This window comes from Thermoleptolyngbya sp. PKUAC-SCTB121, assembly GCF_016919485.1.
GTDB lineage: Bacteria > Cyanobacteriota > Cyanobacteriia > Elainellales > Elainellaceae > Thermoleptolyngbya > Thermoleptolyngbya sichuanensis.
Genome location: NZ_CP070366.1, coordinates 5,123,245 through 5,138,471 on the forward strand (window position 1 = coordinate 5,123,245; position 15,227 = coordinate 5,138,471).

General features: G+C 57.2%; 12 protein-coding genes and 2 pseudogenes. 3 read left to right on the forward strand and 11 right to left on the reverse strand.

Features of this window, described 5'->3' with window-relative positions:
• Positions 1-134: 134 nt before the first annotated feature.
• From JTM80_RS20880 to JTM80_RS20890, 3 genes are all read right to left on the reverse strand, one after another.
• A complete protein-coding gene (locus JTM80_RS20880) occupies positions 135-509 on the reverse strand; it encodes a DUF2237 family protein (RefSeq protein ID WP_172354353.1) in 375 nt (124 codons plus the stop codon).
• A 216-nt stretch (positions 510-725) separates the two neighbouring features.
• On the reverse strand, positions 726-1,682 hold the full coding sequence (gene speB / locus JTM80_RS20885; protein WP_172354352.1) for an agmatinase: 957 nt from the start codon (positions 1,680-1,682) through the stop codon (positions 726-728).
• 229 nt (positions 1,683-1,911) lie between these two features.
• Positions 1,912-2,142 (reverse strand): hypothetical protein, encoded by a 231-nt coding sequence (locus tag JTM80_RS20890; RefSeq protein WP_172354351.1) that lies wholly within the window; start codon positions 2,140-2,142, stop codon positions 1,912-1,914.
• Between the two features lie 456 nt (positions 2,143-2,598).
• On the opposite strand from JTM80_RS20890, the gene JTM80_RS20895 reads away from it, so the two are divergent.
• On the forward strand, positions 2,599-3,420 hold the full coding sequence (locus tag JTM80_RS20895) for an ABC transporter ATP-binding protein (RefSeq protein ID WP_205370240.1): 822 nt from the start codon (positions 2,599-2,601) through the stop codon (positions 3,418-3,420).
• A gap of 585 nt (positions 3,421-4,005) precedes the next feature.
• Complete coding sequence (locus JTM80_RS20900) at positions 4,006-6,234, forward strand: hypothetical protein (protein WP_205370241.1); 2,229 nt, start codon at positions 4,006-4,008, stop codon at positions 6,232-6,234.
• A gap of 41 nt (positions 6,235-6,275) precedes the next feature.
• Here JTM80_RS20900 and JTM80_RS20905 read toward each other — a convergent pair whose 3' ends face one another.
• The 3 genes and pseudogenes from JTM80_RS20905 to JTM80_RS20915 form a co-directional block, all read right to left on the reverse strand.
• A complete protein-coding gene (locus tag JTM80_RS20905) occupies positions 6,276-7,922 on the reverse strand; it encodes a glycoside hydrolase family 3 N-terminal domain-containing protein (RefSeq protein ID WP_172354365.1) in 1,647 nt (548 codons plus the stop codon).
• 234 nt (positions 7,923-8,156) lie between these two features.
• A pseudogene (gene rbfA / locus JTM80_RS22845) lies at positions 8,157-8,528 on the reverse strand (30S ribosome-binding factor RbfA); the annotation flags it as partial.
• Positions 8,529-8,631: 103 nt separating this feature from the next.
• Entirely contained in the window at positions 8,632-8,826 is a 195-nt protein-coding gene (locus JTM80_RS20915) for a DUF751 family protein (RefSeq protein ID WP_172354367.1), read from the reverse strand.
• Positions 8,827-8,922: 96 nt separating this feature from the next.
• Between JTM80_RS20915 and JTM80_RS20920 the strand changes: the two genes are divergently transcribed.
• Entirely contained in the window at positions 8,923-9,753 is an 831-nt protein-coding gene (locus tag JTM80_RS20920) for a DNA adenine methylase (protein ID WP_225906696.1), read from the forward strand.
• Between the two features lie 224 nt (positions 9,754-9,977).
• Here JTM80_RS20920 and JTM80_RS20925 read toward each other — a convergent pair whose 3' ends face one another.
• The 5 genes and pseudogenes from JTM80_RS20925 to JTM80_RS20945 all read right to left on the reverse strand — a co-directional run bounded on the left by JTM80_RS20925 (position 9,978) and on the right by JTM80_RS20945 (position 15,117).
• Positions 9,978-11,180, reverse strand: a complete 1,203-nt coding sequence (locus JTM80_RS20925) for an MFS transporter (protein WP_205370242.1) — start codon at positions 11,178-11,180, stop codon at positions 9,978-9,980.
• 23 nt (positions 11,181-11,203) lie between these two features.
• Positions 11,204-12,379, reverse strand: a complete 1,176-nt coding sequence (gene moeB, locus JTM80_RS20930) for a molybdopterin-synthase adenylyltransferase MoeB (RefSeq protein WP_172354370.1) — start codon at positions 12,377-12,379, stop codon at positions 11,204-11,206.
• Positions 12,380-13,137: 758 nt separating this feature from the next.
• Entirely contained in the window at positions 13,138-13,365 is a 228-nt protein-coding gene (locus tag JTM80_RS23260; RefSeq protein ID WP_205370243.1) for a helix-turn-helix domain-containing protein, read from the reverse strand.
• Positions 13,366-13,738: 373 nt separating this feature from the next.
• Positions 13,739-14,227 carry a Mov34/MPN/PAD-1 family protein gene (locus JTM80_RS20940; RefSeq protein ID WP_172354372.1) on the reverse strand — a complete coding sequence of 163 codons (489 nt, stop codon included), beginning with the start codon at positions 14,225-14,227 and terminating at the stop codon, positions 13,739-13,741.
• 75 nt (positions 14,228-14,302) lie between these two features.
• Positions 14,303-15,117, reverse strand: a pseudogene (locus tag JTM80_RS20945) (IS5 family transposase).
• Positions 15,118-15,227: the final 110 nt, after the last annotated feature.

Sequence of the window (15,227 nt, forward strand, 5' to 3'; positions counted from 1 at the left end):
CCAACTCCCCCAATGGCGCGACAAGTGAAGCTGCCGCAAGCCCCAATAAGACTTCCCTGATCGCCCAAAATTCAGAATCGCAAATCCAAAATTGCAAATCCAAAATCCAAAATCAATACCAGCCAAACGCCCCATCACCCCGCCAAGTCCAGCGCATGTTTCTCCAACTCGGCCATCGACACATACTCCAGCGCCGAAGCATGAGTCGCAGCTAGCACGACCGGCGGCGCAACGCCAGCATCCAGCGCTTCTTTCCAGCGGGAAGCACAGAGACACCAGCGATCGCCCGGTTTGAGGCCAGGAAACCCGTAGGCAGGCATGGGCGTACACAGGTCATTGCCTTGGGCTTTGGTGTAGTCGAGGAATTCCTGAGTCACCTCAGCGCACACGACATGGGCCCCAAAATCGCCCGCCCCCGTGCTGCAACAACCATCCCGATAGAAACCCGTCATCGGCGAAATCGAGCAAACCTCCAGCTTGCTGCCCAGTACATTTCTTGCGTCTGCCATGAATTCCTCTCGCGTTAAACTCTGCGCTAAATCCGCTAAATTCAAAGACTGCAAACGGCAACAGCGACACCGCTACCCTTTTGTAGCCTACGGGTTGTAGAAACTAGCGTCAATCAGGCAACACAAGCGGAGCAGACTGCGAGAGTTGCGCCATGCAGGGGGCAGCAGTCCTAAAGGCGTATTAGAAGACGGAACACCGGAACCCAATCCGACAAACTAACGCTTTGACAGAGCCACCAGCGACAGGAACTCGTAGCCGATTTGTGCGCCGAGGTGGGCTGTCACCTGGGAATGATCCATCGCAGGCAGCACTTCTACCACGTCGCCGCCGACCCAGGTGAGTCCCGTGCAGGCTCGCAGATAGCCGAGTCCCTGAAAGCTCGTGGGCCCGCCGACTTCGGGGGTGCCCGTGCCGGGGGCAAAGGCAGGGTCAAAGAAGTCCACATCGAAGGAGAGAAACGCCTTGCGATCGCCCACTTTTTCCCGCACCAGCGCCCCGATTTCCTCCGGCGTGTGGTGCATCAGTTGCGTGGTGGTCAGCACGGTGAACCCGGCGTGGCGCGGCGTATCCAGATCGTCGGAATCGTAGAGCGGGCCGCGCATTCCCAGTTGCACCGAGGCTTCGGGAAGGATTAGCCCTTCCTCCACAGCGCGGCGAAACGGCGTGCCGTGGGTGTACTTATGTCCAAAGTAGCTGTCCCAATAGTCGCCGTGTGCGTCGAAATGCACCAGCGCCAGCGGCCCATGAGCCGCAGCCAGCGCCCGCAGTTCCCCCAGCGCCACGCTATGGTCGCCGCCAATGCTGAGCGTCACCACGCCCGCTTCGGCCAGAGGTTGGATCGTGCGGGCGATCGCCCCCAAGCTGTCCTCAATAAACCCCGGCACCACGGGCGCATCACCGTAGTCCACACAGGACAGTGTTTCAAATACCATCACGTCTAGCTCAGGGTTGTAGGGCCGCAGCAGCGCCGACGCACCGCGCACCGCCTCTGGTCCAAACCGCGCCCCCACCTTGAACGTCGCTCCCGTATCAAACGGCAGCCCGACAATGGCCACATCTACATCCGCCGGATCTTGCACGTAGGGCAGTCGGGCAAAGGTGCGAACCCCCGAAAAACGCGGCGATTCGAGCGAGTTGGCAGGCTGATAGCGGGGCGGTTTGAGAGAAGGCATGAGAAAAACAGCAGGTAGAAGACAGACGGCCAGAGCGAAAGCATCCGGAGAATGCACTGAATCATGCACTCGCAAGGCAATGGCAAGGCACTGACAAGGCAATTCGGGCGATCGCCCCTATAGCCTGCTTCTATTCTGATACAGGTCGGATCTGATACAGGCCGGGTATTAAAGGTTGCTGGCGTATTTGGAGGGCTGAAGTGAGCGATCCTCAACCCCCTGCCATCTCCTAGCGCCGCGAGGTATCTCTTGGCAAGTCAATCCGGTCGATGGGCGTAATAGGACGAATCAGGTCAGACCGCTGCACCGTTTGCGCTGAATCCTGTCGAGCGGCAAGCTGAACCGGACGGGCGATCGCCGCTCCTTGCAAACTGATGAAAACCGCAGCAGCGTAGGTGAGCCAGACACCAAACCGCACACCAAGCTGCACACCGAGCCGCACACCAGAGTCACGTTTCATGGGTCAGATTCCTCTCAAAAATAAATGCACCAAAAAAAAGCGCCAGAAAAAATGCGCCAGAAAAAATGCGCCAGAAAAAATGCGCTAAAAAGATCGGCTCTCAATGCACCCAGATGTAATACAATTCACCACAAAAGCACTACAGCCCGTGCCTTCTCAGCCTATCGATTCCCCCCAACAGGCACACTTCCCCCATCGGGTACTTTTTAGGGCGGCTACATAGGGGCGATGATTGCAGCCACTCCTTGCAAACGCAAATCGCAAACGCAAATTGCAAACGCAAATTGCAAACACGAGTTGCAGAATACAAAACAGGTCATACAATCTGTTTGCAAACTCCCAACGATTCATTACGAGCTAGCGCTGGAAATTTGTAAATTCGCGAGAATATGGGCGTGGGGAGCATTCAGGCAGTTTATTCACCACAGATTCATTCGCAACAAGGAAAGCTGGGTTATGCTGCTTCGACTTGCCAAATCCGCTGCCGAGTCAGCCCCTTTTTTCAGGGCAGATAGCACTGCGATCGCCCCTCTGCTGGCCGCGCCTCAGGTGGCAACCTCTCCAGTGGCGACCTCTCCAGTGGCGACCTCTCCAGTGGCGACTTCTCCAGTGGCGATCGCCCTGCGCGACATCGATCTGGTCTTTCGCAGCGAAGGAGAGCCGTTTCAGGCGCTTCGGCACATTAATCTAGAAATTCCCCGTGGCTCAGTGCAGTTGATTATGGGCCCAGCAGGCGCAGGCAAAACCACGCTGCTGCAAGTCGTAGCAGGGTTGCTCTCGCCCACCGCAGGACAGGTCGAACTGCTAGGCACCAATCTGACCCAGTTGTCCCGCGCCGCCCAGGCCCACTTCCGCAATCGGCATCTCGGCATCGTGTTTCAGGATTACAATCTGCTCCGCAGCCTGACAGCGCTGGAAAATGTGGAACTGGCGCTGAATATCAAAGGAGTTTTCGGCCCCAGTGCCCGCACCGAAGCGCGATCGCTCCTCGATGCCGTAGGGCTAGAAAGCCGCGCAAACGTTTTGCCCCGGCAGCTTTCGGGCGGACAGCAGCAGCGGGTCGCCGTGGCGCGGGCGCTGGTGGGCCGCCCCGACCTGATTATTGCCGACGAGCCGACTTCGGCGCTGGATTCGGCCAACGGGCGCAAGGTCATGGAGTTGCTCTGTCGGCTGGCGCGAGAGCAGGGCAGCACCGTGCTGATCGCCACGCACGACCCCCGCGTGAGGGAATTTGGAGACGCGATCGCCTATCTCGAAGACGGTCAAATTCAGGCGTAGAAAATCTCAGGAAATCTTTGAGGCAGGCCCAGAATACTGTTTACCAGGCAAGAGTAAGCCTTTTCTGGAATGCCGGAAACGGGGCGTATTTTACTGTCTTGGCAGATCTGATGCAGCACCAGACGGTAGCGTTGGACAGCCCGGATGAAGCAAGACCCAGCCGCACCGTTTGATATAGTCCAGGCTTCACTGCTGAATCTCTGCGTCCTGTCAAACTGAAGCTCCTGGTCTGCAACAAAGCAGCGCGACAAGACTCGACTTGGCGCTGCCATTTGCTATCGAACGCATATCCAGCACGTTCAGGATTGACGCATTTGCGATCAGTTTTCTGGATTTTGGAAGATCTCTCGCAGGTGCAGCCCGTGAGAACTCGTCCCACTGCATAAATCCTAGCGTTTCAAAAAATGATTCAGGGCTGGATGCTTTGAACGTTGAGATGAAAATGGATTTGGCAATGTCTGTACAGCTTCTATGAAGAAACTTTCGATTTTTAGTCATCATTTATTCCCTATGCGATCGCCCTTTTTTCAATCCTCTAGATGGCTCAAGTCCAGCGGATTTTTGTTGATTTTAGTGTTTGGAAACTTGCACCAATTTGCCCTTGCTCCAGCGCAGGCACAGCCACAGCCCACCCGCGCCATGACTGGGTTTTGTTTGCAAGAGCAGGACACAGAGAGCGATCGCCACTTTTTTAGCCGGATGCGCCGCCTGGAAGCAGATTTGGCAGCCGAACGGCTGGAGTCCGCCAGCGACCAGATGACTGCCCTGCTGAAGTTGGCTGGCAGCCTGCCCGCACCCCAAAAAGCGCTGCGTCTGGCGGGCTTGATTACCGAAGAACCGGGCTATAACCCCAATCCCTGGCGAACCCTGATCGAGAAGGCTGACGAGCGCGACCAGCCCGGTCTGGTGTTGCCGATGCTGGCAGAAGCCGTGCGGGAAACCCGGACGTTGGGAGCAGGCTACAGCTTTTTGAAATCGCAAACCCTGCTGGCGATCGCCCGTGCTTATCTGGCGCTAGACCAGTTGGAGGCGGCGGGGGCAACGCTGGAACTGGCGGCTCGGGCAGTGCAGACAGTGCAAGGCGACGAATTTAAGGTCAATGCGCTAGTGCCGATTGCCGATGCGGCGGTATCGGCCGGACGGGTAGACCGGGCGATCGCGCTGCTGAATCAGGCAAACCGTCACGCCAGCGCCATTGTTCACCCCAACCCAACCCGCCGCCGCAGCGCCCTGGCCAAAGTCGCGGCCAGCTATGCCAAAGCCGGACAGATTACACTGGCGCAGCAAATTGCCCAGAGCCTTACTGACGTGCCCTATGCCCAGGGGCAGGCCAAGCTGGAGATTGTGCGGATGCAACTGACGCAAAGCCAGTGGGAGTCTGCGGCGGCCACAGCCCGGAGCATTGCCGACCCCAGCGCGAGGGCGATCGCCCTGGCCGAAGTCGCCAGTGCCTACACCGCCCGCAACCTGACCGGGGGCGAGGCCCTGTTTCAGGAAGCCGTGACCGTTGCAAAATCAGTCAATGATACCGAATTCACGCTAGAAACCGTGGTCAACACCTACGCGGGCGTTCGCATCGACCCGGCGCTGGCGGTGGCGCAGGCAATGACGGATGCCGAGAAGCGATCGAGCGTGCTGACCAACCTGGCGCTGCAACTCTGGGGACAGCAGCAGACAGACCAAGCAGCCGCCGTGATGCAGCAGGTGGAGACTGCACTACGGCAGGTTCCGTCCGATTGGCAAGCCTTTCAGGTTCGCCACCTGGTGCAGCGGGCGATCGCCGTTTCGGCCTATGACCCTGCCATCCGCATCGCCACTGCGCCAACCGATCCTTTTCTGGCGGGCGATCGCGATATCGTTCTCTTGCTGATTGTGCAGCGGGCTGCCGAACGACAAGCCCTGGCCGCCGCAGACCAGGCATGGATGAGCATTGCGCCAGAAAATCTGGAGATTCGCAGTCAGGCTATGATGGCGCTGGCAACAGCCTATGTGAATGCGAACCAGGCAGACCGGGCACTGGAATTGCGTCAGGCGGTTCACCCAACCGATGGGCTAACGCAGGTGCGGCTGACGGCGGCGATCGCTCGTCAACTCCTGCTCACGGGCAATATTGACCCCGCCACGGACTTATTTAACGAGGCACGAACCACTGCCGCCGGGCTAGCGACCCCGATCGATCGCCTGCAAGCAGCCTCAGCGGTGGCGCTGGAAGTGGCCAATGCCCGCCAGCCTGTAGATCCGTCCATGCTCAACCTGGTTCGGCGCAGCGCAGTTGAAATCAACGACTTTTCCACCAGCAGCTATTATCTATGGTCGCTAGTGGAGCAAACCGTGGCCCTGCGCCATTTCGATCTGGCCTTGCAGCTTGCCCTGGCCACGCCCGACCCCGACCGCCGGGAGATGTCGCTGGGAACGGTGGCAGAGGCCGCCCTGCGGGACGGGCACACAGATCAGGTGCTAAAGGTCATCGACCAGAGCCGCACGCCCGAAATCCGCGTTGGGTTGCTGCTGTCTTTGGTGGAGCGGGCCCGCCAGGACGGCCAGCCGCAAGAGGCGATCGCCTACCTCGCTCGCGCCCTAGAACTCGCCCGCACGATTCCCGACCCCGAAATCCGCACCTTCACCTTTGGCAATGAAGGCGGCACAGTTGTAGACGACGACCGCGATCGCGCCAGCGCCTACGAGGCGATCGCCATCCACTATGCCCAACTGGCTCGTCAGGCAGAGGCGCTGCGAGTGGCCGGGCTGATTCAACATCCTCAAGAGCGCGATCGCGTCAGGCGGCGGGTGCTGTGCTACGAGACGCGGACGTAGCGGGGTTCAATCTGTTCAATCGACTAGCTCAATCAACTAGCTCAATCGACTAGCAAGGTTTGCAGGGCGATCGACTGGGCCTGCGCCATCTGCCCATAGGTGAACACATAGGGAACCTCAACGGGTAACTGCGGCAAAAACTGCTCCAGGATATACGGACTGCCGTAGACCACCAGCCCCGCCAACTGCTGCGTGTCTAGCAAATGCTGAAACCACCCTGCTGCAAGCTGGCTCAGTCCAGCGCTGCCGCGAAACGGGTTGCCCCGCACAAAGAGTTGCAGCAGTGTGGGCGTGGGCGACGGTTCCTGAAGCGCTAGACCGGCCGGTGTGTGCCCATCGACGATTTCCACCCGAAAGCCGCGCTGTCTGGGGAGGGCGATCGCTGGCGCGGTGCGGTTCAAAAACTCTCGCTCCAGCACATCATCCAGCACAATGAGCGTGCGGCGCGGCGCGGCAAGGGTCAGATTCTGCAACCGGGAGCGCGTAGGCACATGAACCCGCATCGACCCTTGCAGCAGGTCGGTCGCCAAGTGCTGGGTTTGGGGTTGGGCCAGATGCGCCATCAGCGGCTCGATGTCGAACCCAGCAGGCGGCAAATTTTCCCAGGCGTGGGACGTGCCGCCCGTGGGCATTTGGGGACGCAGCTTGCGCTTGGCCTGCTGAATGCGGGCGAGGGAGTCCTGAATCCGCGCTGGGGCAATGCGACCCGACGCGACAGCATCGCAGACGGCCTGAATTGCGCCCTCTGGGTCAGCAGGCATTAGCAAAATGTCGGCTCCCGCTTCCACGGCCAGCACGGCGGCTTCGTTGGGGCCATAGTGATTGGCGATCGCTCCCATGACCAGCGCATCCGTTGAAACCAGCCCGTCAAAGCCCAGGCGATCGCGCAGTTGCCTGGTCAAAATCCGGCGCGACAGCGTGGCGGGCCAGCGTTCATCCAGCGCCGGAATCAGCAGGTGGGCGCTCATGATGGAATCGACCCCCTGGGCGATCGCCGCCTGAAACGGAGGAAATTCAACCTGCTCTAGTCGAGTCAATCCGTGGGGGATCAGCGGCAAATCTAGATGCGAATCGGTGGCCGTGTCGCCGTGGCCGGGGAAGTGCTTGGCACAGGTCAGCACCGGAAACTGCTGTGCGCCTCGAATAAAGGCGGTGGCCAGCTTGCTGACGATCTCTGGTGTATCGCCAAAGGCCCGCACGTTGATCACTGGATTCGCCGGGTTGTTGTTCACATCCACCACTGGAGCCAGCACCCAGTTAATGCCCACGGCAAGGGCTTCCTGCGCCAGGGCCGCGCCCATCGCCTCGGCATCGCGCAAGGCCGCAGGCAAATCCCGCTTGGCAAGTTCACCCAGCGCCATCGGCGGGGGAAACCAGGTCGCGCCTGCAAATCGCTGCCCCACGCCCTCTTCCACATCGGCAGCAATCAGCAGCGGCAACTCTGCCCAAGACTGGAGCCAGTGCGATCGCCCGGCCACCTCCGCCGCACTGCCGCCCAGCAAAATCACACCACCCACGCCCAAATCTTCCACCCAGTAGCGCAGTGTTTCCAGGGGTGGCTCCCAGGCGGGATACTGAATCTGATGGTCAAACCAGTAGCCGGAGGCTCGCACGACCACCATCTGCGCCACCTGCTGCGGCAGCGACAGGTCTTCCCACTGGGGACGAAGCTGGGCGCGAGTCGTCATGAAACCGGGCTAAAAATTGGGCTAATCCTCAGCGCGAATGAGGGAATTGTCCTCATCCTCATCCAGTTCGTCATCGAAGTCATCATCGAGTTCGTCGGCAAATTCGTCGTCCAGTTCGTCGTCGAACTCGTCATCTAGTTCATCCTCTAGTTCGTCGTCGAGTTCATCGTCAAATTCATCTTCCGGTTCGTCGGAAAAGTCTGACTCAGCCCGGTTCTCAGACGACTGGAGGGCTTCCAAAGTCTCTGGCTTGCGCTCGGCGCTGAGGCGGTTAAGCAACGACAGGACTTGAGTGCCCCGCTCGATGGAGCGATCTTCCACAAACACAACTTCCGGCGTGCGACGCAGGCGAATCCGCTGACCCAGCGTGCTGCGGACATAACCCGTAGCAGACTTTAGCCCCGCCATCGTCTCTGCGCGGGCCTCGTCCGAACCGTAAATACTGACGAAGATCTTGGCGTGCTGCAAATCTCCCGACACATCGACCTCGGTAACACTGACCATGCCCACGCCAACGCGATCGTCCTTGATGCCAGAGATCAGAAGCTGGCTCACTTCGCGCTTGATTAATTCTGAGACGCGGGAAACCCGCCGATCGGTTGCCATAGGGTTGCAAAAGAATCAGGGTTCATGGGTGAAGGAGCGGGGTCAGGGATCAGGCGGTATCTGGTGATTGCGACCTAGCACCCGACACCGAGCGTCTGAATCCCTAAAGCTCCAGCATAGCGCGGAGGGTAAAGGCAATGAAGGCGAAGCCAGAGAGGAGCAGAAGAGACGTGGCGATCGCCGTCGTGGGCCTTTGAAACAGCGGCAACAGCGGCTTGACGAATGTGTATAGCACGCCCAGCGAAAAGCTAATTAAATAGCGGGGGTAGCGAGAAACGTTTGTAAAAAAGTCCTGCATTGGAGTTGCAAATAAGAAAATGCGCCGAAATTTTTCTCGTCATCTATTCTAATGGGTAATTTCATCTGTACCCGCACCGTCTCCCCGGATAGTTCCTTGGTTACTAGCGTTTCGCCCACTCTCTTGCCGCGCCCCTTTCTCAAGTGGGCCGGGGGCAAGGGACAACTGATTTCGCAATATCTCCCCTACTTTCCCGATTCCTTTGAAACCTATCACGAGCCGTTTTTGGGGGGCGGCGCGATTTTTTTTCGGCTGCAACCGGCGCGGTCGGTGCTGATGGATATTAACGATGAGCTGGTGAACGTCTATCGCTGTGTGCGCGATCGCGTGATGGATGTGATAGTGCTGCTGGAAGAACACCAGCTTCATCACGGTCAGGACTATTACTACTGGGTGCGAAGCAATCCGGGAACGACGGATGTGGAGCGGGCGGCACGGCTGATCTACCTGAACCGAACCTGCTTTAACGGACTATACCGAGAGAACTCGCGGGGTCAGTTCAACGTGCCGATGGGGCGCTACAAAAACCCTAAGATTTGCCACGTAGACTTGCTGCAAGCAGCGGCGATCGCCCTCCGCCACACGGAACTATTCGCCCATCCCTTTGAGATGGTGCTGGAACACGCCCGCACGCCGCAGGATTTTGTCTACCTCGACCCGCCCTACTACCCCATCAGCGCCACCAGCCGCTTCACGTCTTACAACCGCTACGCCTTTAACCGAGACGACCAAATTCGCCTGCGGGATGTGTTTGCAGAACTGGCGCGGCGCGGGGTCAAGGCAATGCTGTCCAACTCTGACTGCGAGTTTATCCGCGACCTCTACGCCGACTTTCCCACCCACACCATCACTGCCGCCCGCTCAATCAACTCCAACGCCCGTCGCCGGGGAAAAATTACCGAAGTGTTGGTGACTTCTTATCGCTAGCTGGTTTGTCGCCAGATTTAACCAGCCAGATTTAACCAGATTTAAAAAGAAAAACGGGGCAAGCCCCCTTAGCCCCGTTTCTCAAACAAGAGGTGCCTGTCATCAGGCAACTGAGAGTTAACCTCTATGCTTCTTAGAATAATCGCTGAAACAGAGCTAAAACCTCACCCAACTTGCGTAAAACTATCTGCTCATCCTGGAGGATCTGACTGGGCGACCGCCCCTCACCCAGGAGTAGGAGAAGGCTTGCGGGCCCACAGCAGCGCGATCGCCACCAGCAGCGCCGCCGCACCCAGCAGCGACAGCCCGCCCAGGCTGAGTGACAGCAGACCCGCTTGCAACGCATTTTGCAGGAGATTGGCCGCCGAAACGCCGCCGAGGTATAGCCCCACGCCCAGCCCAGCGCGGCTCACGGGCACTTGGGCAAGGGCTACAGGCAGGCCGCCGTTTTGAATCAGCGCCAGCGCCAAAATCAGCACTAGAATACCCAGCGCTACAATCGCCGCCGAGGGCACCAGCCCCCACAGCGTCGCCACCAGCACTGCCCCCACTACGCCAGCCGTCAGGGCTAGTCGATTGCCCAGGCGAGTGGCGATCGCCCCCAAGGGCACGGCAACGACGGCAATGGCGATCGCCACCCAGAGCATGATTTGATTCGAGTTTTGACCCGGCAGATGGGTCGAGGTCATGCCGCGCACCGCATCCATCATTAGCCGCTGCCCCCAGCCCAGACAAAGCCCCACCGCCGCCAAAAAGCTGAGGCTGCCCAGCGAGGGCAACGGTGACGCATCCGTGGCGATCGCCCCTGACAGGGTGAAGGAAACTGGCGCATCCAGCCGCCTCAGCAGCGCCGCCGCCAGCAGCAGCACTGTAGATCCCACCAAGAAAGTGGCCAGCGGCCCCAGGTTCAAGATCATCTGGTTGACCACAGGCGCTAGAGTCCCCACAATGCCACTGGCCACCGTGAGGAAGCTGGCGGCCAGCGGCAGATGCGAAACCGTCGTGTAGTGCCCTAAAAGCGACAGCACGGGACTATGAAACACCGTCATCGCCAGCGACCACGCCACCAGCACGAACAGCATCAGACCCCGCAGCGCCGTGCCCGTGTCCAGCACCGTGATGCCAGGAATCGCCAAAAAGAGCGCCGCCGTTAACACGACCCCGACGGCAATGAAGGGGAAGCGGGTGCCCGTCCAGCGCTGCGCCCGGTCAGACAGGCTCCCCATGAGCGGCTGGAAGGCGATCGCCAGCGCATTTTCCAGGGTGGCGATCGCCACCCCCAGGCTGATCGGTAGCCCAAATTGCTCCAGCAGTTGAGGGACGTAGGCTCCATACATCACCCACATCAGCGTAATAGCCGACTGCACTGCAGCCAGCCCCAAAACCTGCCGCCACAAAACGGGCGATCGCCCCACGGGAGAGATCATCGGTTGACCTAGTGTTCCATGACCTAGTATTCCGGCACGGAGGGATCAACCTCGCGGCTCCAGGCAGTAATGCCGCCCTTCACATTGATGCCGTCGATCCCGGCCCGCTCTTTCAAAATCGCCAGCGCCTTGGCCGAGCGCCCGCCCATCTTGCAGTGGGCAATCAGCTTGTGCCCGTTCAGCAACTCCTGCACCTTGGCCACGCCGTCGCCGTTTTCGATTTCCGGCAGCGGAATCAGCGTCGTACCGGGAATTTTGGCAATTTCGTATTCATTGGGATTGCGAACATCAATCACCACGTAGCCATCTGCACCACTGTCGAGCAGTTGCTTTAGCTCAGTCACGGTCATTTCCTGCATTTCAGACTGTTGCTGTGCTTCCATTGCTTTGGCCTGGGGAATTCCACAAAACTCTTCGTAGTCGATCAGTTTCTCAATCACCGGACGCTCTGGATTGGGGCGCAGCTTTAGCTCTCGGAAGGTCATGTTAAGCGCGTTGAACAGCAGCAGCCGCCCGTTCAGGGTTTGCCCCTGCCCCAGAATAATCTTCACCGTTTCCGTCGCCTGGATCACGCCAATAATGCCAGGGAGAATGCCCAGCACGCCACCCTCGGCGCAGGAGGGCACCAGACCCGGTGGTGGGGGTTCGGGATAGAGGTCGCGGTAGTTGGGCCCGTCCTGGTAGTTAAACACCGTCGCCTGCCCCTCAAACCGGAAGATAGAGCCGTAGACATTGGGCTTGCCCGACAGGACACAGGCATCGTTCACCAGATAGCGCGTTGGGAAGTTGTCGGTGCCGTCTACCACAATGTCGTAGGGTTCCATAATGCTCAACGCATTCTCGGAACTGAGGCGGGTTTCGTAAAGATCCACCTGGCAGTAGGGGTTGATTTCCAAAATCCGGTTTTTGGCGGACTGAATTTTAGGTTTGCCGACCCAGGAGGTGCCGTGAATCACCTGCCGTTGCAGGTTGGAGTGATCCACCACGTCAAAATCTACAATGCCGATGCGGCCAATGCCCGCCGCCGCCAGGTACAGCAGCAACGGGGAACCTAGCCCACCTGTACCGATGCAGAGAACACTAGCCGCTTTCAGCCGCTTTTGTCCCTCTACACCGACCTCCGGCAGGATCAGGTGTCTGGAATATCGTTCGTAGTCGTCTTTGGTTAACTGGATCTCGTCCAGATTGGGATTGAGCATAGGGGTTTGGGTATCAGGGTTTAGAGGTTAGGAGCTAGGACAGGATATTAAGGTTTTTGGGTAACGGAGTGATAGATTCAGGCGGAATGAGGAAGGATTTAGATTTATCTTCCTCATGTCTGTTCCTCCTTAAAACTAATTCAATCGATTCGTCGGAATCTTTTCAATCTTTTCATCAGACTACGACTCCAATACTCCAAAATATTCCAACATCCCGCTACACTTCATCTCGACATCACAATTATTCAGAACAGATTATAGGACTTACACAGTTGGACGATTTCTCGCGGGCTGCGCCCGCGAGAAATCGTCCAAAACCCAGAAAACTTAATCGCAAGTGCGTAAGTACTCTGTAAATTAAGTATCTGACGGTTTTACTCCCACTGGTGCAGGTCGAATGTTGTCGTAGTGACGACTAAGTTTGCTCCTGGCAGTTTCAGCTAGACGGTTTCCCGTTCAGGGTTTAATTGCCGCTAACAAGGCACAAGAGCCATTTTTTTCATAACTGTAGTGTTCTTTGTAGACATGACCCGCTTGCATCAGCAACGGGGCAACCACCTCACCGATGAGGAAACAGGGACGCTCATCGAAGCAGACTACCGGGTAGGCAGGGTCATAAGGTTGGGCGTACAACCAAAGGATCTGTTCCATTTGAGCAATAAAGCGGCTATCCAATTGACCCAGACACCACGTCTGCTTGAGGTGAGGCTTCAACTCGTTTTTTTGAAAATCTTCGCGACTTGCGTATGTGAAATACTCTAGCAATAGTTCAGTTCAACCGCCTTATCCGCCAGCAGACGCAAGTCCCAGCGGTCATGACCGACTGGGGCTTCACTACAGGCTAAAGCCGTAATATTGGCTCGTTGCTCACCATCAAACTCGATTGGACGACCCGAGCGGGGCTTGTCATGCAGCATCTGCAATCCTTCCTGTTCATAGCGCTCGCGCCATGCCTGCACCGTCGTCTCTGAGACACTTAAGGTCATCGCAACGGCACTTACGGGTTTGCCTCGGTCAAGTTCCAGTAAACCAGTTGCCTGCTTAAACTGCCGGGCTCCCAGTTGACCCTTACGCAACAAATTCTTTAGGTAATCGCGGTCGGTTGGACGCAGTTCGACTTGGCACTTTTTCATCTCTACTCAACTAACAATAGGACTGTGAACAGTCTACTACTCACTCGCTTGAGTCCAAAAAACTTAATTTACAGAGTAGTAAGTCCTAAGAGCTAATTTATGAAGCAAATCTTAAGAAGCCTGAAACTCTTGGCATGTGTGGCTTTGAGGTCATGTTTGCCCAGGAAAAGCGGTTTCTCGGAAATCCTTGATTAACAAGGCTTTCAGGCTCCTTTACAAATTAGCTCTAAGATGATTCAGAATAGATGAGGGGTTCTGCCTGAAAGGCATGGTCTTGATCCAAATTCCAGGATAGTAAATCCTGGGCGCTTCTTTGGGAAACAGACACGATGATATAGGAATAGTGTGGCCAGGCGATCGCCCGGTCGCATTCTGAGGGCACAGCGGGATGGTCGGGATGGGAGTGATACACGCCGATAATGTCGAGCTGGCGATCGCGCCCATATTTCATCGCAGCCAGCATTTCTTGGGGATCAATCCAGTAGCGATCGCGCTTGCTGTTTGCGAGTTGAGGCTGGCTCAGCAGGTCTGAAATCAGCGCAGCGGCTTCTGGGTTCCAGGCATTTTCAGCCGTCCACAGTTCTACCACCGTCCGAATCGTTTCGTCGCCTGTCGATGCTGTCTGTCCTAGCAGCAGCCCACAGCATTCTTGCGGGTAGGTTTGTTCGGCATGGGCGCGGATCGCCTGCCAGTGGGCTTTGGCTAAATGCAGCATCGGTTGCAATGGGTTTAGGGATTGCTCAAACCAGCGTGTGAATACTTGCTTGTTTAGAGCTGATTTATAAAGTAGCTAAGCTGCCAAGCGCTTGAGCATCAATTGAATCATGGCACCGTAGATCATGGCTTCACTCATTTCGCAATACAATTCGTAGTCTTTGCTCAAGCGTCGATAGCGATTCAACCAGCCAAAAGTTCGCTCCACAATCCAGCGCTTAGGCAGAATTTCAAACGACTTGGAGGTTCGTTTGATGACTTCTACGCGGACAGGTTCCCCACAGACCTGTTGGACTGCATGGGCAAACTTCTTGCCGCTATACCCCTGGTCTACCCACACCACCTCAAGCCGGGAGAGTTTATCGCTGGCTTCATCGAGCGTGACCACGGCTCCAAGCCGTTCTGAGGCATTCGCTTCGGTGACTAATACCCCAATTAAAAGCCCTTGGGAGTCTACAACGAGGTGGCGCTTACGCCCCTTAACCTTTTTGCCACCGTCGAAACCGTAGATGCCCCCCTTTTTTCGGTGGTCTTGACCGATTGGGAATCAGCAATTGCCACACTGGAGTCTATGGTTCTGCCCATTTTCTGCCGCAGGTCTGCTCGGCGTTGGTCGTGCATCTGCTGCCAAATCCCCTTGCGATGCCATTTGCAAAAGTAGAAGTACACCGTTGTATACGGGGGAAGGTCATGCGGTAGCATTTCCCACTGGCATCCAGTACGCTGCACGTAGAAGATTGCGTTGAGGATTTCTCGAAAGTCCACTTCACGGGGACGACCAAAGCCTTTACCGGCAGGTATCAGCGGTTGCAAAACGCTCCATTCTGCATCACTCATATCACTGGGATAGGCTTTGCGCTTGGGATTGGCGATTTCCGGTAGGCGACTCATAGGCGGGCTTCAGAAGCATCTCTTTCAGACTAAAGTTCACCCTCAGGTTCGCCTGCCTCTATTTAGATTTTCTTTATAAATTAGCTCTAAAGTCCCCCTTTTTAAGGGGG

Bases quoted from the DNA above. Each gene is read 5' to 3' on its own strand.
- JTM80_RS20880 (WP_172354353.1), bottom strand. From the start codon at position 509: ATGGCAGACGCAAGAAATGTACTGGGCAGCAAGCTGGAGGTTTGCTCG.
- speB (WP_172354352.1), bottom strand. From the start codon at position 1,682: ATGCCTTCTCTCAAACCGCCCCGCTATCAGCCTGCCAACTCGCTCGAA.
- JTM80_RS20890 (WP_172354351.1), bottom strand. From the start codon at position 2,142: ATGAAACGTGACTCTGGTGTGCGGCTCGGTGTGCAGCTTGGTGTGCGG.
- JTM80_RS20895 (WP_205370240.1), top strand. From the start codon at position 2,599: ATGCTGCTTCGACTTGCCAAATCCGCTGCCGAGTCAGCCCCTTTTTTC.
- JTM80_RS20905 (WP_172354365.1), bottom strand. From the start codon at position 7,922: ATGACGACTCGCGCCCAGCTTCGTCCCCAGTGGGAAGACCTGTCGCTG.
- JTM80_RS20915 (WP_172354367.1), bottom strand. From the start codon at position 8,826: ATGCAGGACTTTTTTACAAACGTTTCTCGCTACCCCCGCTATTTAATT.
- JTM80_RS20925 (WP_205370242.1), bottom strand. From the start codon at position 11,180: ATGATCTCTCCCGTGGGGCGATCGCCCGTTTTGTGGCGGCAGGTTTTG.
- moeB (WP_172354370.1), bottom strand. From the start codon at position 12,379: ATGCTCAATCCCAATCTGGACGAGATCCAGTTAACCAAAGACGACTAC.
- JTM80_RS23260 (WP_205370243.1), bottom strand. From the start codon at position 13,365: ATGACCTTAAGTGTCTCAGAGACGACGGTGCAGGCATGGCGCGAGCGC.
- JTM80_RS20940 (WP_172354372.1), bottom strand. From the start codon at position 14,227: ATGCTGCATTTAGCCAAAGCCCACTGGCAGGCGATCCGCGCCCATGCC.